Source organism: Desulfovibrio sp. (assembly GCF_035644575.1).
GTDB lineage: Bacteria > Desulfobacterota > Desulfovibrionia > Desulfovibrionales > Desulfovibrionaceae > Desulfovibrio.
In genome coordinates this window covers 1-14,380 of sequence record NZ_DASQOG010000167.1, presented here as the reverse complement: position 1 = coordinate 14,380, position 14,380 = coordinate 1, and the positions used below count along the sequence as shown (strand labels likewise).

The window sequence follows — 14,380 nt, the reverse complement described above, 5'->3', positions numbered from 1 at the left end:
CTGCTCCTTGCCTTTACTTTCGCATCAGGGCATACTTTGCGACCGAAAATGTAACGCTCACCAGCCCCAAGGGCACATGAGGAATATTCGCACATGGCAATGCTTCTGCAATCACAGCGCCCCCCCAAACCCCTGTGGCGGGAATACGGCGAAGCTCTGTTCGTCGCGCTAATTTTGGCTCTGGTCATCCGCACCTTTGTGGTGCAGGCATTCAAGATTCCTTCGGAATCCATGGTTAAAACCCTGCTTGTGGGCGATCACCTGCTGGCAAGCAAGTTTTCCTACGGCATCAAGATTCCCTTTACCCACTCCTACATTTACAAGGGGAGCGACCCGGTCAAGGGTGACATCATCATTTTTGAATACCCCAATGATCCCAGCGTGGACTACATCAAGCGCATCATTGGAACGCCCGGCGACACCATTGAGGTGCGCAACAAGCAGCTGTTCCGCAACGGCGAACCGGTAAAGGAATCCTACATCCGCTTTACCGAGCCTGACCGCATCCAGCCGGTGCGCGACAATTTCGGCCCGATCACCGTGCCCGCGGACAAGTATTTTGTCATGGGCGACAACCGCGACAACTCGATGGATTCGCGCTTCTGGGGCCTTGTGGACCGTAGCGCCATACGCGCCAAAGCCTGGCGCATCTATTGGTCGTGGGGCGGTCTGGGCGATATCCGCTGGGATCGCATCGGCAAGGCCGTGCAATAGCATCTGGCGGTACATTCTGCTTGCAGGCGCGGAGGGGATTTGTCCGGTGCGCCTGACGGCAAGATTTTTGCGGCGCGGGGAGATGCAACAATCCGCGCCGCTTATCATTTGCGGGTCAAGGAGAGCGCATGGTTGTCCGTTTGAACAGCGGCGGGGTTGAGGGTGTGGATGCCTACCCCGTGGAACTGGAAGTGGACTTCGTGCGGCAGGGACTGCCCGGCTTCACCATGGTGGGGCTGGCGGAAACAGCGGTGCGCGAGGCCAAGGACAGGGTCTTTGCCGCCTTGCGCGCCTGCGGCTTCAAGCTGCCCCCGGCGCGGATTACGGTAAACCTTGCCCCGGCGTGGCGGCGCAAGAGCGGCGCAAGCTATGACCTGCCGCTGGCCGTTGGATTGCTGGCCGCTGCGGGGATTATACCTGCGGAGCCTTTACAGGGTATGTACCTCGCGGGCGAGCTTTCGCTCAATGGGGCGTTGCGCCCGGTGAGCGGCGTACTGCCCCTGGCCTTGCTGGCGCGGGAGCAGGGGGCCGCAGGTTTGGTGGTGCCCCCAGGCAACGGCGCGGAAGCTGCGGTTGTGCGCGGACTCAAAGTGTTTGCGCCCGAGGGGCTTGGCCGCTGCGCGGCCTTTCTGGCTGGCGCGGAGCCGCTGGAGCCGCTGTGCGAACCCATGGTTGATACTCTTGAGGCTCCGGCTTACGGGCAGGACTATGCCGAGGTTAAAGGGCAGGAGGCCGCCAAACGAGCGTTGGAAGTAGCAGCAGCGGGGGGGCATAACGTGCTGCTCATCGGCCCGCCCGGCAGCGGCAAAACCATGCTGGCTCAGCGCCTGCCCACTATTTTGCCGCCCCTGGACTTTGAAGAATCCCTGGAAGTTACCAAGATTTATAGCGTTTCTGGCAAGCTGCCGCCCGAGGCGGGGCTCATGCGTGCGCGCCCCTTTCGCGCGCCGCACCACACCATATCCGATGTGGCGTTGGTGGGCGGCGGGGGGTATCCACGCCCCGGCGAGGTGAGCCTTGCCCACCGAGGGGTGTTGTTTCTGGACGAACTGCCGGAATTTCGCAAAACAGCCCTTGAGGCGCTGCGCCAACCCCTGGAAGGCGGCGTTGCGGCCATTGCGCGCGCCGCGCACAGCGTGAACTTTCCCGCTGCCTGCATGCTGGTGGCGGCCATGAATCCCTGCCCCTGCGGCTATTACGGCGACCCGACGCACCAGTGCACCTGCCGTGAGGAACAACGGGTGCGCTATCAGTCGCGCCTTTCCGGCCCAATGCTTGACCGTATTGACGTGCATGTGGAAGTGCCTGCTGTGGCCTATTCGGATTTTCGCGGTTCCGGCAGCGGCGCTTCATCGGCCCAGATGCGCGAGCGAGTGCTCAAGGCCCGGGCAACCCAGCGGGCGCGCTACGGCAACAACGGGCCGCGCTGTAACGCGGAGCTTTCCGGCGCGTTGCTTGATCAGCATTGCGCGCTGGATGCCGAAGGTCATGCCTTGATGGAGGCTGCGGTCAACCGTCTTTCCCTCTCCGCGCGGGCATGCGCCAGAGTGTTGCGCATGGCCCGTACCATTGCCGACCTGGACGATGCCGCCAGCATTGCCACGCGGCATCTGGCCGAAGCCGTGTCGCTCCGTGTGCTGGACAGGGGCTGATTCTTTTTTTACACAGCAACATCCCACAAATTTTAAGAACGCTCACTCCCTTGGTCAGCCCTAATCCAGAGGCACACCATGGTGCGAAGTGTTCTTGACTAATACATGACATGGTCATATATCAACCGAGGAATATATTTCTTCGGTTCTGTATGTGAGGTGTTTATGGAAAACGACATGCTGGAAAAATCGTACATACCCTTTCAATGTTTGGTAATCAGCACTCTTAACCGTCTCAATGTTGAAGGCATCACCACAGCGCAATACGAAATTCTTGCTGCCCTTGCGGAGAACGGCAGCAAAACCACCACGGAGCTGGCCGCCCTGCGTGGAATTTCGCAATCCGGCACATCCAAGCTTACCAAAAGGCTCTTGGATAAAAATTATATTGTGCAAAAGAAAAGCGGAACCGACAGGCGCAGTTACGACATTTCAATCACTTCCGACGGAAGGGATTTTCTTAACAGATCGGAAAAATTCAGAAAAGAACTGTTGGGCATCATCGAATCCGCCTTGTCGGAACAGGAACGCGAAACCTTTGCGACCCTTTGCCGCAAAATCGTGGCTTCGTCCGCCAAGGGAAAGGCATAAGCAATGAAATTCAGCGGCGATATCGCCATAGTTACAGGCGCTTCCACCGGGGTTGGTGAAGCCATCGCTCGGGAGCTTTACGACCGAGGGCTTACAGTGGTTATAACGGCCAGGGATAGTACGGCTATCGAGGCCACGGCGCGGAACATGGATCCATCCGGGCAGCGAGTTTTCCCCATGGTTGCTGATGTCAAGGAACACGCTTCGGTTAAAAAACTGATTGATTCCGTCATGGAACAGTTTGGAAGAATTGACTATCTTGTGAACAATGCGGGCATAACCGGGCCGCATGGCGTCTCCATATGCGATTATGATGTGGAAGACTGGCAGGAAGTTATCCAGACGGATCTGAGCGGTGTTTTTTACGGGATGAAGTATGCTATCCCCGCCATGCTCAGGAACGGAGGCGGCGCGGTGGTCAATCTTTCCGCCGTCAACGGCATGGTGGGAATTCCAGGGATTGCCCCTTACACTTGCGCCAAACATGGGGTTGTGGGGCTGACGCAATCTGTTGCGCTGGAATTTGCAGAAAAAGGTGTGCGCGTAAACGCGTTGGCTCCAGGATATGTTGATACACCCAGGATGAAAGAGTTGCCGGAAAGCATTCGGCAGATGATGGCGGAAACTCATCCCATGAAGCGGATGGCGAAACCGGAAGAGGTGGGCAAGCTGGCGGCTTTTTTGCTTTCAGATGAAGCATCGTTCATCACCGGCGGTTGTTATACTGTAGACGGTGGTTACACCGCGCAATAGCGCGGAACGTCTCTCCCCCTGTGGTTTTATAAGAAAGGCCCGTGAACCTTTGTGGTTCACGGGCCTTCAAAATTTCCAGTCGCACGGCTTTGCTTTAGCTGGCGTTGTTGGCAACGCGGCGGGCGGCCTGTCCGTCATTGTCATTGCTGCGCTGGCGGGCGACTTTTTCCACGTTCTTCTTTTTGTTCTTGGCCGTCTTGGTGGCCTTTGCCTGCTTGCTGTGGTTTGTGGCTTTGGCGCGGTGTACGGTCTGGGCTCCCTCGCCCCGGTCATTTCCGGCAAACTGATGGTATGCCTCGCGGGCATTCTTGCGGATGTCGGGGTGATACTTTTCGCGCGGCAAGGTGTCCAGAGCGGCCACCACTGTGGGAGCCTCGCTGTTGCACACTTCAAAACCGGCATCCAGCAGGCGAAAGGCCTCAATGCTGCGGATCTGCGAATCAGGCGCGCCCATGATAACGGCCAGCAGGCGTTTGTCGCCCTTGAGCGCCGTAAAAACCAGATTGTAGCCCGAGGCATTGATCCAGCCGGTTTTAAGGCCGTCAGCGCCCGGATACTGCCCAAGAAGGGGGTTTTTGTTCCAGGTGACGCGGCCCCGGTAGTTCAGCACATGGGTGTTATGGAAGCGCAGCGCATCGGGGTAGGCATGCAGATAGGCGCGGGCAAGGGTCAGCATGTCGCGAGCGGTGGTGTACTGCCCCTTGGCAGGCAGGCCATGCGGATTGACAAAGTAACTGTCGCGCATGCCCAGATCACGAGCCTTGGCGTTCATCATGTTGATGAATGCGGGCACGGAGCCGCCCACATACTCGGCCATTGCCGTGCTGGCATCGTTGCCGGAAGAAACAGCCATGCCCGTGAGGAGCTGCTCGATCGTAACTTGCTCATTCTCGTTGAGGCCCATGCGTGAGCCACCGGTGCGGGCCGCATTGCGGCTGATCGTGGTGGTATTGTCACTACGGGCCAGGCCGGAATTGATCTGATCCATGGCAAGAAACATGGACATGATCTTGGTCAGCGAGGCAGGGGGAATGCGCTGGTCGGCATTTTGCTCAAATAGTATGGCATCGCGGTCAAGGTCGTATAAGATGGCGGAGCATACGCCAAGAGAGCTTTGCGGCGGAACGGCCGGGGCCGAAACAGCAGCGCCTGGGTGTGACAGTAGAGCTGCACAAAGCAGGGCGGCGATGGCAAAGAGCGTGCGGAGCGGCAGGCAAAAACGACGGGTGCTGGTCATGCACAGTCCTTATGCGTTGGCTGGACGTCAAGCCTCAAGTGCGCTGCGCTACGCGGCTACAACGGCTGGGCCGAGGGGTCGCGGGCGTATGTGTTGAGGGAAGCCACGAGAAAAAGTTTAGAGATTTACTAAATGGAATAACGCAATGCTTGTGTACTAAAGATGGGCAGTTATGGCAAGCAGGCAGTGCTTCCCCGCTTTGCGTGATTTTTGCGCGACGTTGCGTTGGTCCGGTGGGGAGGATTTTGCTTAGACTCCATTTCAGGTCATATCTGGGAGCAAATGATTCATTGTCTGGTCTGGTGATTACTGACTAATCGATGTATGATTGAAGTGTTGCGATTATTTATTTCTGAAATGACAAGTAGAATGCTTTTGTAATCAGTATTGCATAGGATGAAAGTGCATGGTTGGCGCGCAATGGATGACTGCACGTCTATCATAGCTATAAAAAACGGAATGAAGTGTCTTTGATTTTTTGCAACATGCAAATTGACTATTGAATGGCGTATAGCACTCCATATCTCGAATGACATGAAATATGGCAAGGAGGCTACAGTGTTGGATATTCCACGTATTTTCACTATTACGGAAAGCGAACACCGCATCCATAATCCGTACACTCCAGAAAAGCTTGCTACCCTCGGGGCCGCGTTGCGGCTCAAACCGGGAGCCAGCGTGCTCGACCTTGGCAGCGGATCGGGCGAAATGCTCTGCACATGGGCGCGTGATTACGGCATCACAGGCCTTGGCGTAGACATGAGCCCACTGTTTTGCGGGCAGGCACGGTTCCGCGCGCAAGAGCTTGGCGTTGCTGGGCAGGTGGAGTTTGTCCACGCTGACGCTGCGGGCCACGTTGTGGCTGAAAAGGTTGATCTGGCCGCCTGCGTTGGGGCCACATGGATAGGCGGCGGCGTTGCGGGCACCATTGAGCTTTTGAGGCAAAGCCTTAGACCCGGCGGGATAATCCTCATTGGCGAGCCGTACTGGCGCTGTATGCCGCCCACGGAAGACATTGCCAAAGGCTGCGGCGCAACTGCCATTGCCGACTTTCTCACCCTGCCTGGTCTCATCGAATCCTTCGTCAACCTTGGCTATGATGTTGTGGAAATGGTTCTGGCAAATCAGGATGGCTGGGACAGATACGAAGCTGCCAAGTGGTTGACCATGCGGCGCTGGCTTGAGGCCAACCCGGATGACGACTTTGCCAAAGAAGTTCGCGCCCAGCTGACCAACGAGCCAAAGCGTTACGCCATGTATACGCGCGAGTATCTTGGCTGGGGCGTGTTTGCGCTCATGGAGCGGTAATCAACAACTACAGGCATGAAAAAGCCGGTGCTTTCGCAAAAATCGAAAGCACCGGCTTTTTCAATGGGCTGTAGTATCTCAGGCGTCTGCATCCATGCGAAAATCCACACGGATTTTATACAGTTTGGTTGCAGGCAGGTTAAGAATGGCAATGCCGGTGGCCTCGGTGAGGGCATCAAGCGTGGCCTGGCTTTCCTCCCGCGAGGGGCTGATAAGCGTGAACCAGATGTTGTAGGCATGCTCGCGCAGATAGTTGTGCGTCACGCCGGGGCAGGCGTTTACCCGCGCCACAAAGTCGTTCATCTTTTCAGCTGGCACCTTGGCGGCGCACAGGGTGGACACAAAGCCCAGCTTGGCCGACTGGAAGTTGGCACCCAGACGGCGGATGATCTTGCGGGCCTTGAGGCCGCGCACACGTTCGAGCGCTTCTTCCTCACCGATGCCGAGCATCTGGCCCAAATCCGCATAGGGGCGCGGGGTGAGGGGAAAGCCTGTCTGGATGATATCCAGCAGCTGGCGGTCAAGGCTGTCCATCAGCGTTTCTGTGGTGGCAGGGGTGGCCGCGTGGGCAGTGGGCTGCGTCATGGCGTTCCTCGTGTGGCTCAGGGGTTTTCCTTGCGGCGCAGTTTGGCCGGAATATAGGTGCACAGGGGTTCTTCACCCATGTGGTCGCCGTCCATGCTGTGGGCGCGGGCGCGGCAGCCGCCGCAGACCTTGTGGTATTCGCACACGCCGCACTTGCCCGTGTAACAGGACTGGTCGCGGAATTGCAAAAAGTATTTGCTCTCGCGCCATATCTGCGGAAAGGGCGTTTCGCGCACGTTGCCGCAGTTCAGTTCAAGGTAGCCGCAGGGCTGTACCTGCCCCACGTGGCTGATAAAGCAGAAGCCCGTGCCGCCAAGGCAGCCGCGCGTGAGCGCGTCCATACCGAAGGTTTCGGGCGTAACGCTGATGCCTTCTTCCTTGGCGCGCTGGCGCATGATGCGGTAGTAGTGCGGCGCGCAGGTGGCCTTGAGATGCATGTTGGTGCTCTTGCGGAAATCATACAGCCAGTGCAGCACGTCTTCGTATTCCTGCGCGGTGATGACCTGATCGGCCAGGCCGGAGGCGCGGCCCATGGGCACCAGCAAAAAGATATGCCATGCGGCAGCGCCGATGCGCTCGCACAGCTCGAATATCTTTTTGAAGCTGCTCAGATTGTTGCGCGTGACCGTGGTGTTGATCTGAAAGGGCACACCCACGGATTTGAGGTATTCGATGCCGCGCAGGGAAGCTTCAAACGCGCCGGGTACGCCCCGGAAGCTGTCGTGGCTGGCGGCGTCCGGCCCGTCGATGGAGATGGAGCAGCGGTTGACTCCGGCATCCTTGATTTTTTGCGCGTTTTCGGGGGTTATGAGGGTGCCGTTGGGCGAAAAGGCGCAGGGCAGCCCCTTGCTGTTGGCATAGGCCACCAGCTCGTACACGTCGGCCCGCATCATGGGGTCGCCGCCCGTAAAGATGATGATGGGCTTGCCCACCTGCGGGAAGGTATCGATGAGGGCCTTGGCTTCCTCTGTAGAAAGCTCGCCGGGGTATGGCTCCGTGTGGGCCTCGGCACGGCAGTGCTTGCAGGCCAGATTGCAGGAGCGGGTCACTTCCCAGGCGATGAGGCGACAGGCAGGGCTGCCGTCTTCAAGGGTACGCAGGGGGGCGGATATGCCGTCCGGATGCCCGGAGGAAGGATTGCCCGCAGCGCCTGCGGAGTGCCCGCTCGGATGTCCGCCTGGGTGTCCCATGTTGTGTGGATGATTGCTCATTATCGTGCCAGTCCTTCGCGCAGGATGGTTTCTGTAAAGTAGGTGATGAGCATGTCCGCTCCGGCGCGCTTCAGGCCAGTGAGGGATTCCAGCATGACGGCGCGCTCGTCAATCCAGCCGTTGAGGCCAGCCGCGCGGATCATGGAGTATTCGCCGCTCACCTGATAGGCGCACAGGGGCACGCTTGTATTGTCGCGCACGGTGCGGATGATGTCGCTGTAAGGCCCGGCGGGCTTTACAATCAGGGCGTCCGCGCCTTCTTCAAGGTCGGCAAAGGCCTCAAGCAGGGCTTCGCGGGCATTGGCCGGGTCCATCTGATAGGATTTGCGGTCGCCGCAGGCCGGGGCGCTTTCCGCCGCTTCACGGAAGGGACCGTAGTAGGCCGATGCATACTTGACGGCATAGGACATGATGGGTGTTGCCGTAAGGTCGCCCTCGTCCAGCGCTTCGCGGATGGCGGCTACCCGACCATCCATCATGTCGGAGGGGGCGACCATGTCCGCGCCCGCTTCCGCATGGCTCACCGCTGTTTTGGCAAGCAGGGGCAGGGTGGCGTCGTTGTTCACTTCGCCAGAAGGCATGAGCACGCCGCAATGGCCGTGGCTCATGTATTCGCACAGGCAGACGTCAGTGATGATATAAAGTTTGGGCCAGCGGTGCTTGAGCAGGCGCACGGCCTCCTGCACGATGCCGTCCTCGGCGTAAGCGCCGGAGGCGTATTCATCCTTGAGTTCGGGAATGCCGAAAAGAATGACGGATTTCAGGCCCGTATCCACGGCCTTTTCCACCTGTTTTTCCAGTTCGGCAAGGCTGAGCTGGAACTGACCGGGCATGGAGCCTATTTCTTTGCGAAAGCCCTTGTCGTCAGTTTCCACAACGAAATAGGGCATGATGCAGTCTTCAACCAGAAGGGGCGGGGTTTCGCGTACTATGGAGCGCAGTTCCGGGGTGGCGCGAAGGCGGCGGCCTCTATGGAATGTGGTCATGGCTGTTGTCCTTTATTCTGCGAGTTGCAGGTCGGTGCTTGGCCAGCCTGTGCGGCAATGCTGCCGGTGATGCAGTAGATGTTCTGTATGGCAAAGGCGCGGCAGTCATCACTGCTGCTGTTTGCACAGCGGCTGCCGGGTGTTTTGCACAGGGTCAGTATGCCCTTGTGTCCGTATAAAAAACAAGCGGCGCGCCTGGGCGGAACGTAGCGGGCTACGACCGGGGCGCGCCGCCATGCTTGCACATTCAGCGGAAAAAGGGCTGCGCCGGAGCGCTATTTAATGCCGATTTCCTCATCAGTCAGATAGCAGGCAGGATCCTGCGCCCATTCGTCGCCGTAATAGGCTTCTGCACGGGCGCGGAAGTTGCCGCCGCAGATGTTCAGGAACTGGCACTTGGCGCAACGGCCCTTGACGTGGGTCTTCTTGTCCTTGAGCTTGTGCAGCAGTTCAATCTGCGGGTCGTCCCAAATCTGCGAGAAGGGGCGTTCCAGCACGTTGCCAAAGGTGTGGTCGCGCCAGAACTGGTCGGCGTGAACCTTGCCGTCCCACGAAATACAGCCGATGCCGCGACCAGAGCTGTTGCCCTCGTTGTACTGCAAAAGCTCAAACACTTCTTCGGCACGCTTGGGATCTTCGCGCTTCATGCGCATCCACACATAGGGGCCGTCGGCGTGGTTGTCGACAGTGAGGATTTCCTTGGGCTTGCCAGCGTCAAAAAGGGCGCGGGTTTCGTCCATGATGAGATCAATCACCTGACGGGTTTCGGCGTGATCCAGATCTTCCTTGATCAGTTCGGAGCCACGGCCAGAGTACACCAGGTGGTAGAAGCAGGCACGGGGCACTTCCAGATCCTTGAGCAGGCGGAAGATACCGGGAATTTCAGACACGTTGCGCTTGTTGATGGTAAAGCGCAGGCCCACCTTGAGGCCTTCGGCCTGACAGTTGGCAATGCCTTCGAGCGCTTTTTTGAAAGCACCGGGCACGCCGCGAAACTTGTCGTGCACCGCTTCCATACCGTCCAGCGAAATACCAACGTAGGAAAGCCCCACTTCCTTGAGTTCGCGGGCCTTTTCCTTGGTGATAAGCGTGCCGTTGGTGGAAATAACCGCGCGCATGCCCTTGGATGTGGCGTGGCTGGCAAGCTCCACCAGATCCTTGCGCACCAGCGGTTCGCCGCCGGAGAACAGCATGACCGGCGCGCCGTAGGCCGCCAGATCATCGATCATGGTTTTGGCCTGCGCGGTATTGATATCGTCCAAACCGTCAACTTCAATGGCGTGGGCGTAGCAGTGCACGCATTTGAGGTTGCAGCGCTGGGTCATGTTCCAGACCACAACTGGCTTTTTATCTTTGGAGAACTGCAGCAGGTGCGAGGGCAGCTTGCCCGATTCGCGTCCGTAACGCAGGGCGTCGGAAGGCTCGACCTGTCCGCAATACAGCTTGGAAATGCCTATCATGGCCTTGTCCTTATTGTTCGATGCGTTGTTTCAGCACGGCAAAGGCCTCGTCAATGCCATCGGCCTTTGTGCCGCCCGCCTGAGCCAGGTCGGGTCTGCCGCCGCCGGAGCCGCCGCAGGGAGCGGCCACGTCCTTGATAAGCGCGGGAGCAGTAAATTTTCCGTGCAGGTCTTTGGAAACGTAAAGCAAAAGCCCAACCTTGCCGTCCTCAGCCGTTGCCAGGCAGACAACGGCATTGTCGGTGAGGCGCGAGCGCACATCGTCCATGACTTCGCGCAGGGCTTTCACAGGAACATTATCAAGCTTGGCGGCCAGCATGCGCACTCCGTTGACGTCCTGCGCGCGGGCGGCCAGATCGGCCCCGGTGGCAGGCGCGGCGGCGGCCTTTTCCGAGGCCTTGCGCAGCTTTTTCACATCGCCTTGCAGGGCGGTCACGCGTTCGGCCAACTGGCCGGGGCGCGCCTTGAGTATGCCCGAAAGCGCGGCAAGTTCCGCGCGCTGCTCAACAGCCTGGGCATAGGCGTTCCAGCCGGTTACGGCCTCTATGCGCCGCGTGCCGGCGGCAACGCCGCTTTCAGAAACGATCATGAAGGCCCCGGCCTCGCCGGTGCGTTCGAGGTGTGTGCCGCCGCACAGTTCCACGGATTCAGGTTCGCCCTTTTCCGCGCCGGAAACTGTGAGCACGCGCACAATATCGCCATATTTTTCGCCAAACAGGGCCATTGCTCCGGTTGCCATGGCTTCGGCCACGGGCATTTCCCTGGCGGCCACAGGCAGGTCGGCCATGATGGCGCGGTTCACGTCGCGTTCCACCGCAGCCAGTTCTTCGGGCGTGAGGGCCGCAATGTGCGAAAAGTCAAAACGCAGGCGGTGCGGGTCAACCAGAGAACCGGCCTGCTTCACATGGGTGCCCAGCGCGCGGCGCAGGGCAGCATGCAGCAGGTGGGTGCAGGTGTGGTTGCGGGCAGTGGATTTGCGCTGGTCGGCGTCCACCTTGAGGGTGGCCTCGCCGCCTTTGTGCAGCTCGCCCTTGGTCACTTCAATTTCATGCACCAGCAGGGTGGGGGCGGGCTTGTGGGTGGTCAGCACCCGCGCTTCGCCGGAGGTGCTTGCCAGCGTACCCATGTCGCCAGCCTGGCCGCCGCCCTCGCCGTAAAAAGGCGTGGCTGCGGTAATGGCGTAGCCGGTGTCGCCTTCGCCGAGGTCAGCCACTTCTTCGCCTGCGGCATTGAGCAGCAGGGTCAGGGGGCTGGTTTCGGTCAGGCGCTCGTAGCCCACAAAGGTGCTGGTTACGCCAGCGTCCAGCAGGGGCTTGAACACGTTCGCGCCGTCTGTCTGACCCAGCAGGCCACCCTTTTTCTGATGCTCGCGGGCGCGTTTGCGCTGTTCACCCATGTGCTTTTCAAAGCCCTTGGCGTCAGCGGTGAAGCCGCGCTTTTCGGCAACGTCGGTCACGATATCGAGCGGGAAGCCATAGGTGTCGTACAGCTTGAAGCAGAATTCACCGGGAATCTGCGTCTGACCGGCGGCCTTGAGGGACGCCAGTTCTTCATCCAGCAGTTCCAGACCCTTTTGCAGGGTGAGGGAGAATCGCTGTTCTTCCTCATGCACGGCGCGGGCGATAAAGTCGGCATGCTCGGTCAGCTCGGGATAGGCGTCGCCCATCACTTCCGTAACCTTGCGGGCCACCTTGTACATGAAGGGCTCGTTTACGCCAATGAGCGTGGCAAAGCGCAGGGCGCGGCGGATCAAACGGCGCAGCACATAACCCCGGCCCTCGTTGGAAGGCAGCACGCCGCCAGCCACAAGAAAGGCCGCCGAGCGGCTGTGGTCGGCAATGACGCGCAGGGCCGTATCCACATCGTTGGTGTCGGGCGCGCTGAAGCTGTAGCTCACGTTGGCGAGCGAGGCGGCGTACTGGATGATTTCCTGAAACAGGTCGCAGTCAAAGTTGGAGCGTTTGCCCTGGGCAACGGCGGCCATGCGCTCAAGGCCCATGCCCGTATCGATGTTGGGATTGGCAAGAGCCACGCGGGTACCGTCGGCAGACTGGTCAAACTGGGTGAACACGAGGTTCCAGATTTCAAGGAAGCGGTCGCAGTCGCACTTGCCGATGCCGCAGTCCGGCCCGCAAGACATGTCTGCGCCCTGATCCACATAGATTTCGGAACAGGGGCCGCAGGGGCCGGTATCACCCATGGTCCAGAAGTTGTCTTTTTCGCCCATGCGGACGATGCGGTCGGCGGGCAACCCGGCAACCTCGGCCCAGATGGCCGCGGCCTCGTCGTCCTCGCGGAACACCGTGACCCAGAGCTTTTCCTTGGGAAGTTCAAGCTCCTTGCTTACAAATTCCCAGGCCCAGGTAATGGCTTCGCGCTTGAAATAGTCGCCGAAAGAAAAGTTGCCCAGCATTTCAAAAAACGTGTGGTGGCGCGCGGTGCGGCCCACGTTTTCAAGGTCGTTGTGCTTGCCCGAAACACGCAGGCATTTCTGGCAGGTAGTGGCGCGGCTGTATGCGCGCTTTTCCTCGCCAAGAAACAGCTTTTTGAATTGCACCATGCCAGCATTGGTGAACAGCAGGGTGGGGTCGTTGGGCGGAATGATTGGGCCGGATTCGACAATTTCATGCTGGTGGCGTTTGAAAAATTCGAGGTAGCGGCTGCGTATTTCTTTGGCGGTGAGCATTTACTGGCTCCGTAATGGGGTCTGCGCGAACAACGACCGCGCACCACCAAGGCGCGCGGTCGCAGGTAAAAAATGGCCTTTATTCGTAAGTGGGCGCGGGGGCTTCCCCTTCGTCCAGGTCTTCTTCTGTGGGTACAAATTCCTTGGGGTTCAGCCCCAGAAATTCCACAACCTTGGCTTCAATCTGGTTGCGCAGATCAAGGTTTTCGTCCAGCAGCGCACGTACTTTTTCGCGGCCCTGGCCGAGCTTTTCAGAGCCAAAGGCAAACCACGAGCCGCTCTGGTCGATGATCTTGGCTTCAATGCCAAGGTCGAGCAGTTCGCCCGAGCGGGAGATGCCCTGCCCGTAAAGAATGTCAAAAATGGCGCTGCGGAAGGGCGGGGCAACCTTGTTTTTGACCACCTTGACCCTGGTGCGCGAACCAAACGACTCTTCTTTGTCCTTGAGGGTCTGGATGCGCCGGATATCGAGGCGCACAGAAGAATAGAACTTGAGCGCGTTGCCGCCGGTGGTGGTTTCGGGGCTGCCGTAGCCGGTCACGCCGATCTTCATGCGTATCTGGTTGATGAAGATGACAGACGTGCGCGATTTGTGGATGGTGCCGGTGAGGCGGCGCATGGCGTGCGACATAAGACGGGCATGGCCGCCCACCTGTGTTTCACCCATGTCGCCTTCAAGTTCGGCCTGCGGAATAAGCGCGGCCACCGAGTCGACCACCACAAGGTCAACCGCGCCGGAACGCACAAGCATGTCGGCAATATCCAGCGCCTGTTCGCCGTAGTCAGGCTGCGAGATAAGCAGCTCATCGGTGATGACGCCGAGACGTTTGGCGTAGGCAATGTCAAGAGCGTGTTCTGCGTCCACAAAGGCGCAGGTGCCGCCCATCTTCTGGCATTCTGCAATAATGTGCAGGGTGAGCGTGGTTTTACCCGAAGATTCCGGGCCAAAAATTTCGCTGATGCGCCCGCGCGGGATGCCCCCCACGCCAAGGGCCAGATCAAGGCCGATGGAACCGGTGGGGATCACGGGGATATTGACGTGGGCTTCGTCGGAAAGCTTCATCACAGCGCCCTTGCCGTACTTGCGTTCGATGGTGGCAAGTGCGGTGCCCAAGGCTTCGGCGCGCGCGTTTTCCTGACTCATGGCCGGTTTCTTCGCCATAGCTCATTGCTCCGGGTAAAAATATCTTCAAGCGC

General features: G+C 59.0%; 12 protein-coding genes. 5 read left to right on the top strand and 7 right to left on the bottom strand.

What is annotated here, in order from left to right; all coding sequences use genetic code 11:
* The first annotated feature begins 93 nt into the window (after positions 1-93).
* The 4 genes from lepB to VEZ52_RS09645 all read left to right on the top strand — a co-directional run bounded on the left by lepB (position 94) and on the right by VEZ52_RS09645 (position 3,710).
* Positions 94-714 carry a signal peptidase I gene (gene lepB / locus VEZ52_RS09660; RefSeq protein ID WP_324836623.1) on the top strand — a complete coding sequence of 207 codons (621 nt, stop codon included), beginning with the start codon at positions 94-96 and terminating at the stop codon, positions 712-714.
* Between the two features lie 128 nt (positions 715-842).
* Positions 843-2,366: a YifB family Mg chelatase-like AAA ATPase gene (locus VEZ52_RS09655; RefSeq protein ID WP_324836622.1), complete on the top strand. Its 1,524-nt coding sequence runs from the start codon at positions 843-845 to the stop codon at positions 2,364-2,366.
* Positions 2,367-2,531: 165 nt separating this feature from the next.
* Positions 2,532-2,957, top strand: a complete 426-nt coding sequence (locus VEZ52_RS09650; RefSeq protein WP_324836621.1) for a MarR family winged helix-turn-helix transcriptional regulator — start codon at positions 2,532-2,534, stop codon at positions 2,955-2,957.
* A 3-nt stretch (positions 2,958-2,960) separates the two neighbouring features.
* Positions 2,961-3,710 carry an SDR family NAD(P)-dependent oxidoreductase gene (locus VEZ52_RS09645; RefSeq protein ID WP_324836620.1) on the top strand — a complete coding sequence of 250 codons (750 nt, stop codon included), beginning with the start codon at positions 2,961-2,963 and terminating at the stop codon, positions 3,708-3,710.
* Between the two features lie 94 nt (positions 3,711-3,804).
* On the opposite strand, the gene VEZ52_RS09640 is transcribed toward VEZ52_RS09645, so the two are convergent.
* Positions 3,805-4,947, bottom strand: coding sequence for a D-alanyl-D-alanine carboxypeptidase family protein (locus VEZ52_RS09640; protein ID WP_324836619.1), 1,143 nt, complete (start codon positions 4,945-4,947; stop codon positions 3,805-3,807).
* 561 nt (positions 4,948-5,508) lie between these two features.
* Here VEZ52_RS09640 and VEZ52_RS09635 point away from each other — a divergent pair.
* Positions 5,509-6,255, top strand: coding sequence for a class I SAM-dependent methyltransferase (locus VEZ52_RS09635; RefSeq protein WP_324836625.1), 747 nt, complete (start codon positions 5,509-5,511; stop codon positions 6,253-6,255).
* A 78-nt stretch (positions 6,256-6,333) separates the two neighbouring features.
* Here the strand turns inward: VEZ52_RS09635 and VEZ52_RS09630 are convergent, their stop codons facing one another.
* From VEZ52_RS09630 to recA, 6 genes are all read right to left on the bottom strand, one after another.
* Complete coding sequence (locus VEZ52_RS09630; RefSeq protein WP_414649511.1) at positions 6,334-6,840, bottom strand: AsnC family transcriptional regulator; 507 nt, start codon at positions 6,838-6,840, stop codon at positions 6,334-6,336.
* Positions 6,841-6,857: 17 nt separating this feature from the next.
* Entirely contained in the window at positions 6,858-8,051 is a 1,194-nt protein-coding gene (gene ahbD / locus VEZ52_RS09625) for a heme b synthase (protein WP_324836618.1), read from the bottom strand.
* Positions 8,051-9,037 carry a porphobilinogen synthase gene (gene hemB / locus VEZ52_RS09620; protein ID WP_324836617.1) on the bottom strand — a complete coding sequence of 329 codons (987 nt, stop codon included), beginning with the start codon at positions 9,035-9,037 and terminating at the stop codon, positions 8,051-8,053. Before hemB ends, ahbD begins: the two co-directional genes overlap by 1 nt.
* A gap of 275 nt (positions 9,038-9,312) precedes the next feature.
* Positions 9,313-10,497: a 12,18-didecarboxysiroheme deacetylase gene (ahbC, locus tag VEZ52_RS09615; RefSeq protein WP_324836616.1), complete on the bottom strand. Its 1,185-nt coding sequence runs from the start codon at positions 10,495-10,497 to the stop codon at positions 9,313-9,315.
* Between the two features lie 10 nt (positions 10,498-10,507).
* Positions 10,508-13,183, bottom strand: a complete 2,676-nt coding sequence (alaS, locus tag VEZ52_RS09610) for an alanine--tRNA ligase (RefSeq protein WP_324836615.1) — start codon at positions 13,181-13,183, stop codon at positions 10,508-10,510.
* 79 nt (positions 13,184-13,262) lie between these two features.
* Complete coding sequence (gene recA, locus VEZ52_RS09605) at positions 13,263-14,345, bottom strand: recombinase RecA (protein WP_324836613.1); 1,083 nt, start codon at positions 14,343-14,345, stop codon at positions 13,263-13,265.
* Positions 14,346-14,380: the final 35 nt, after the last annotated feature.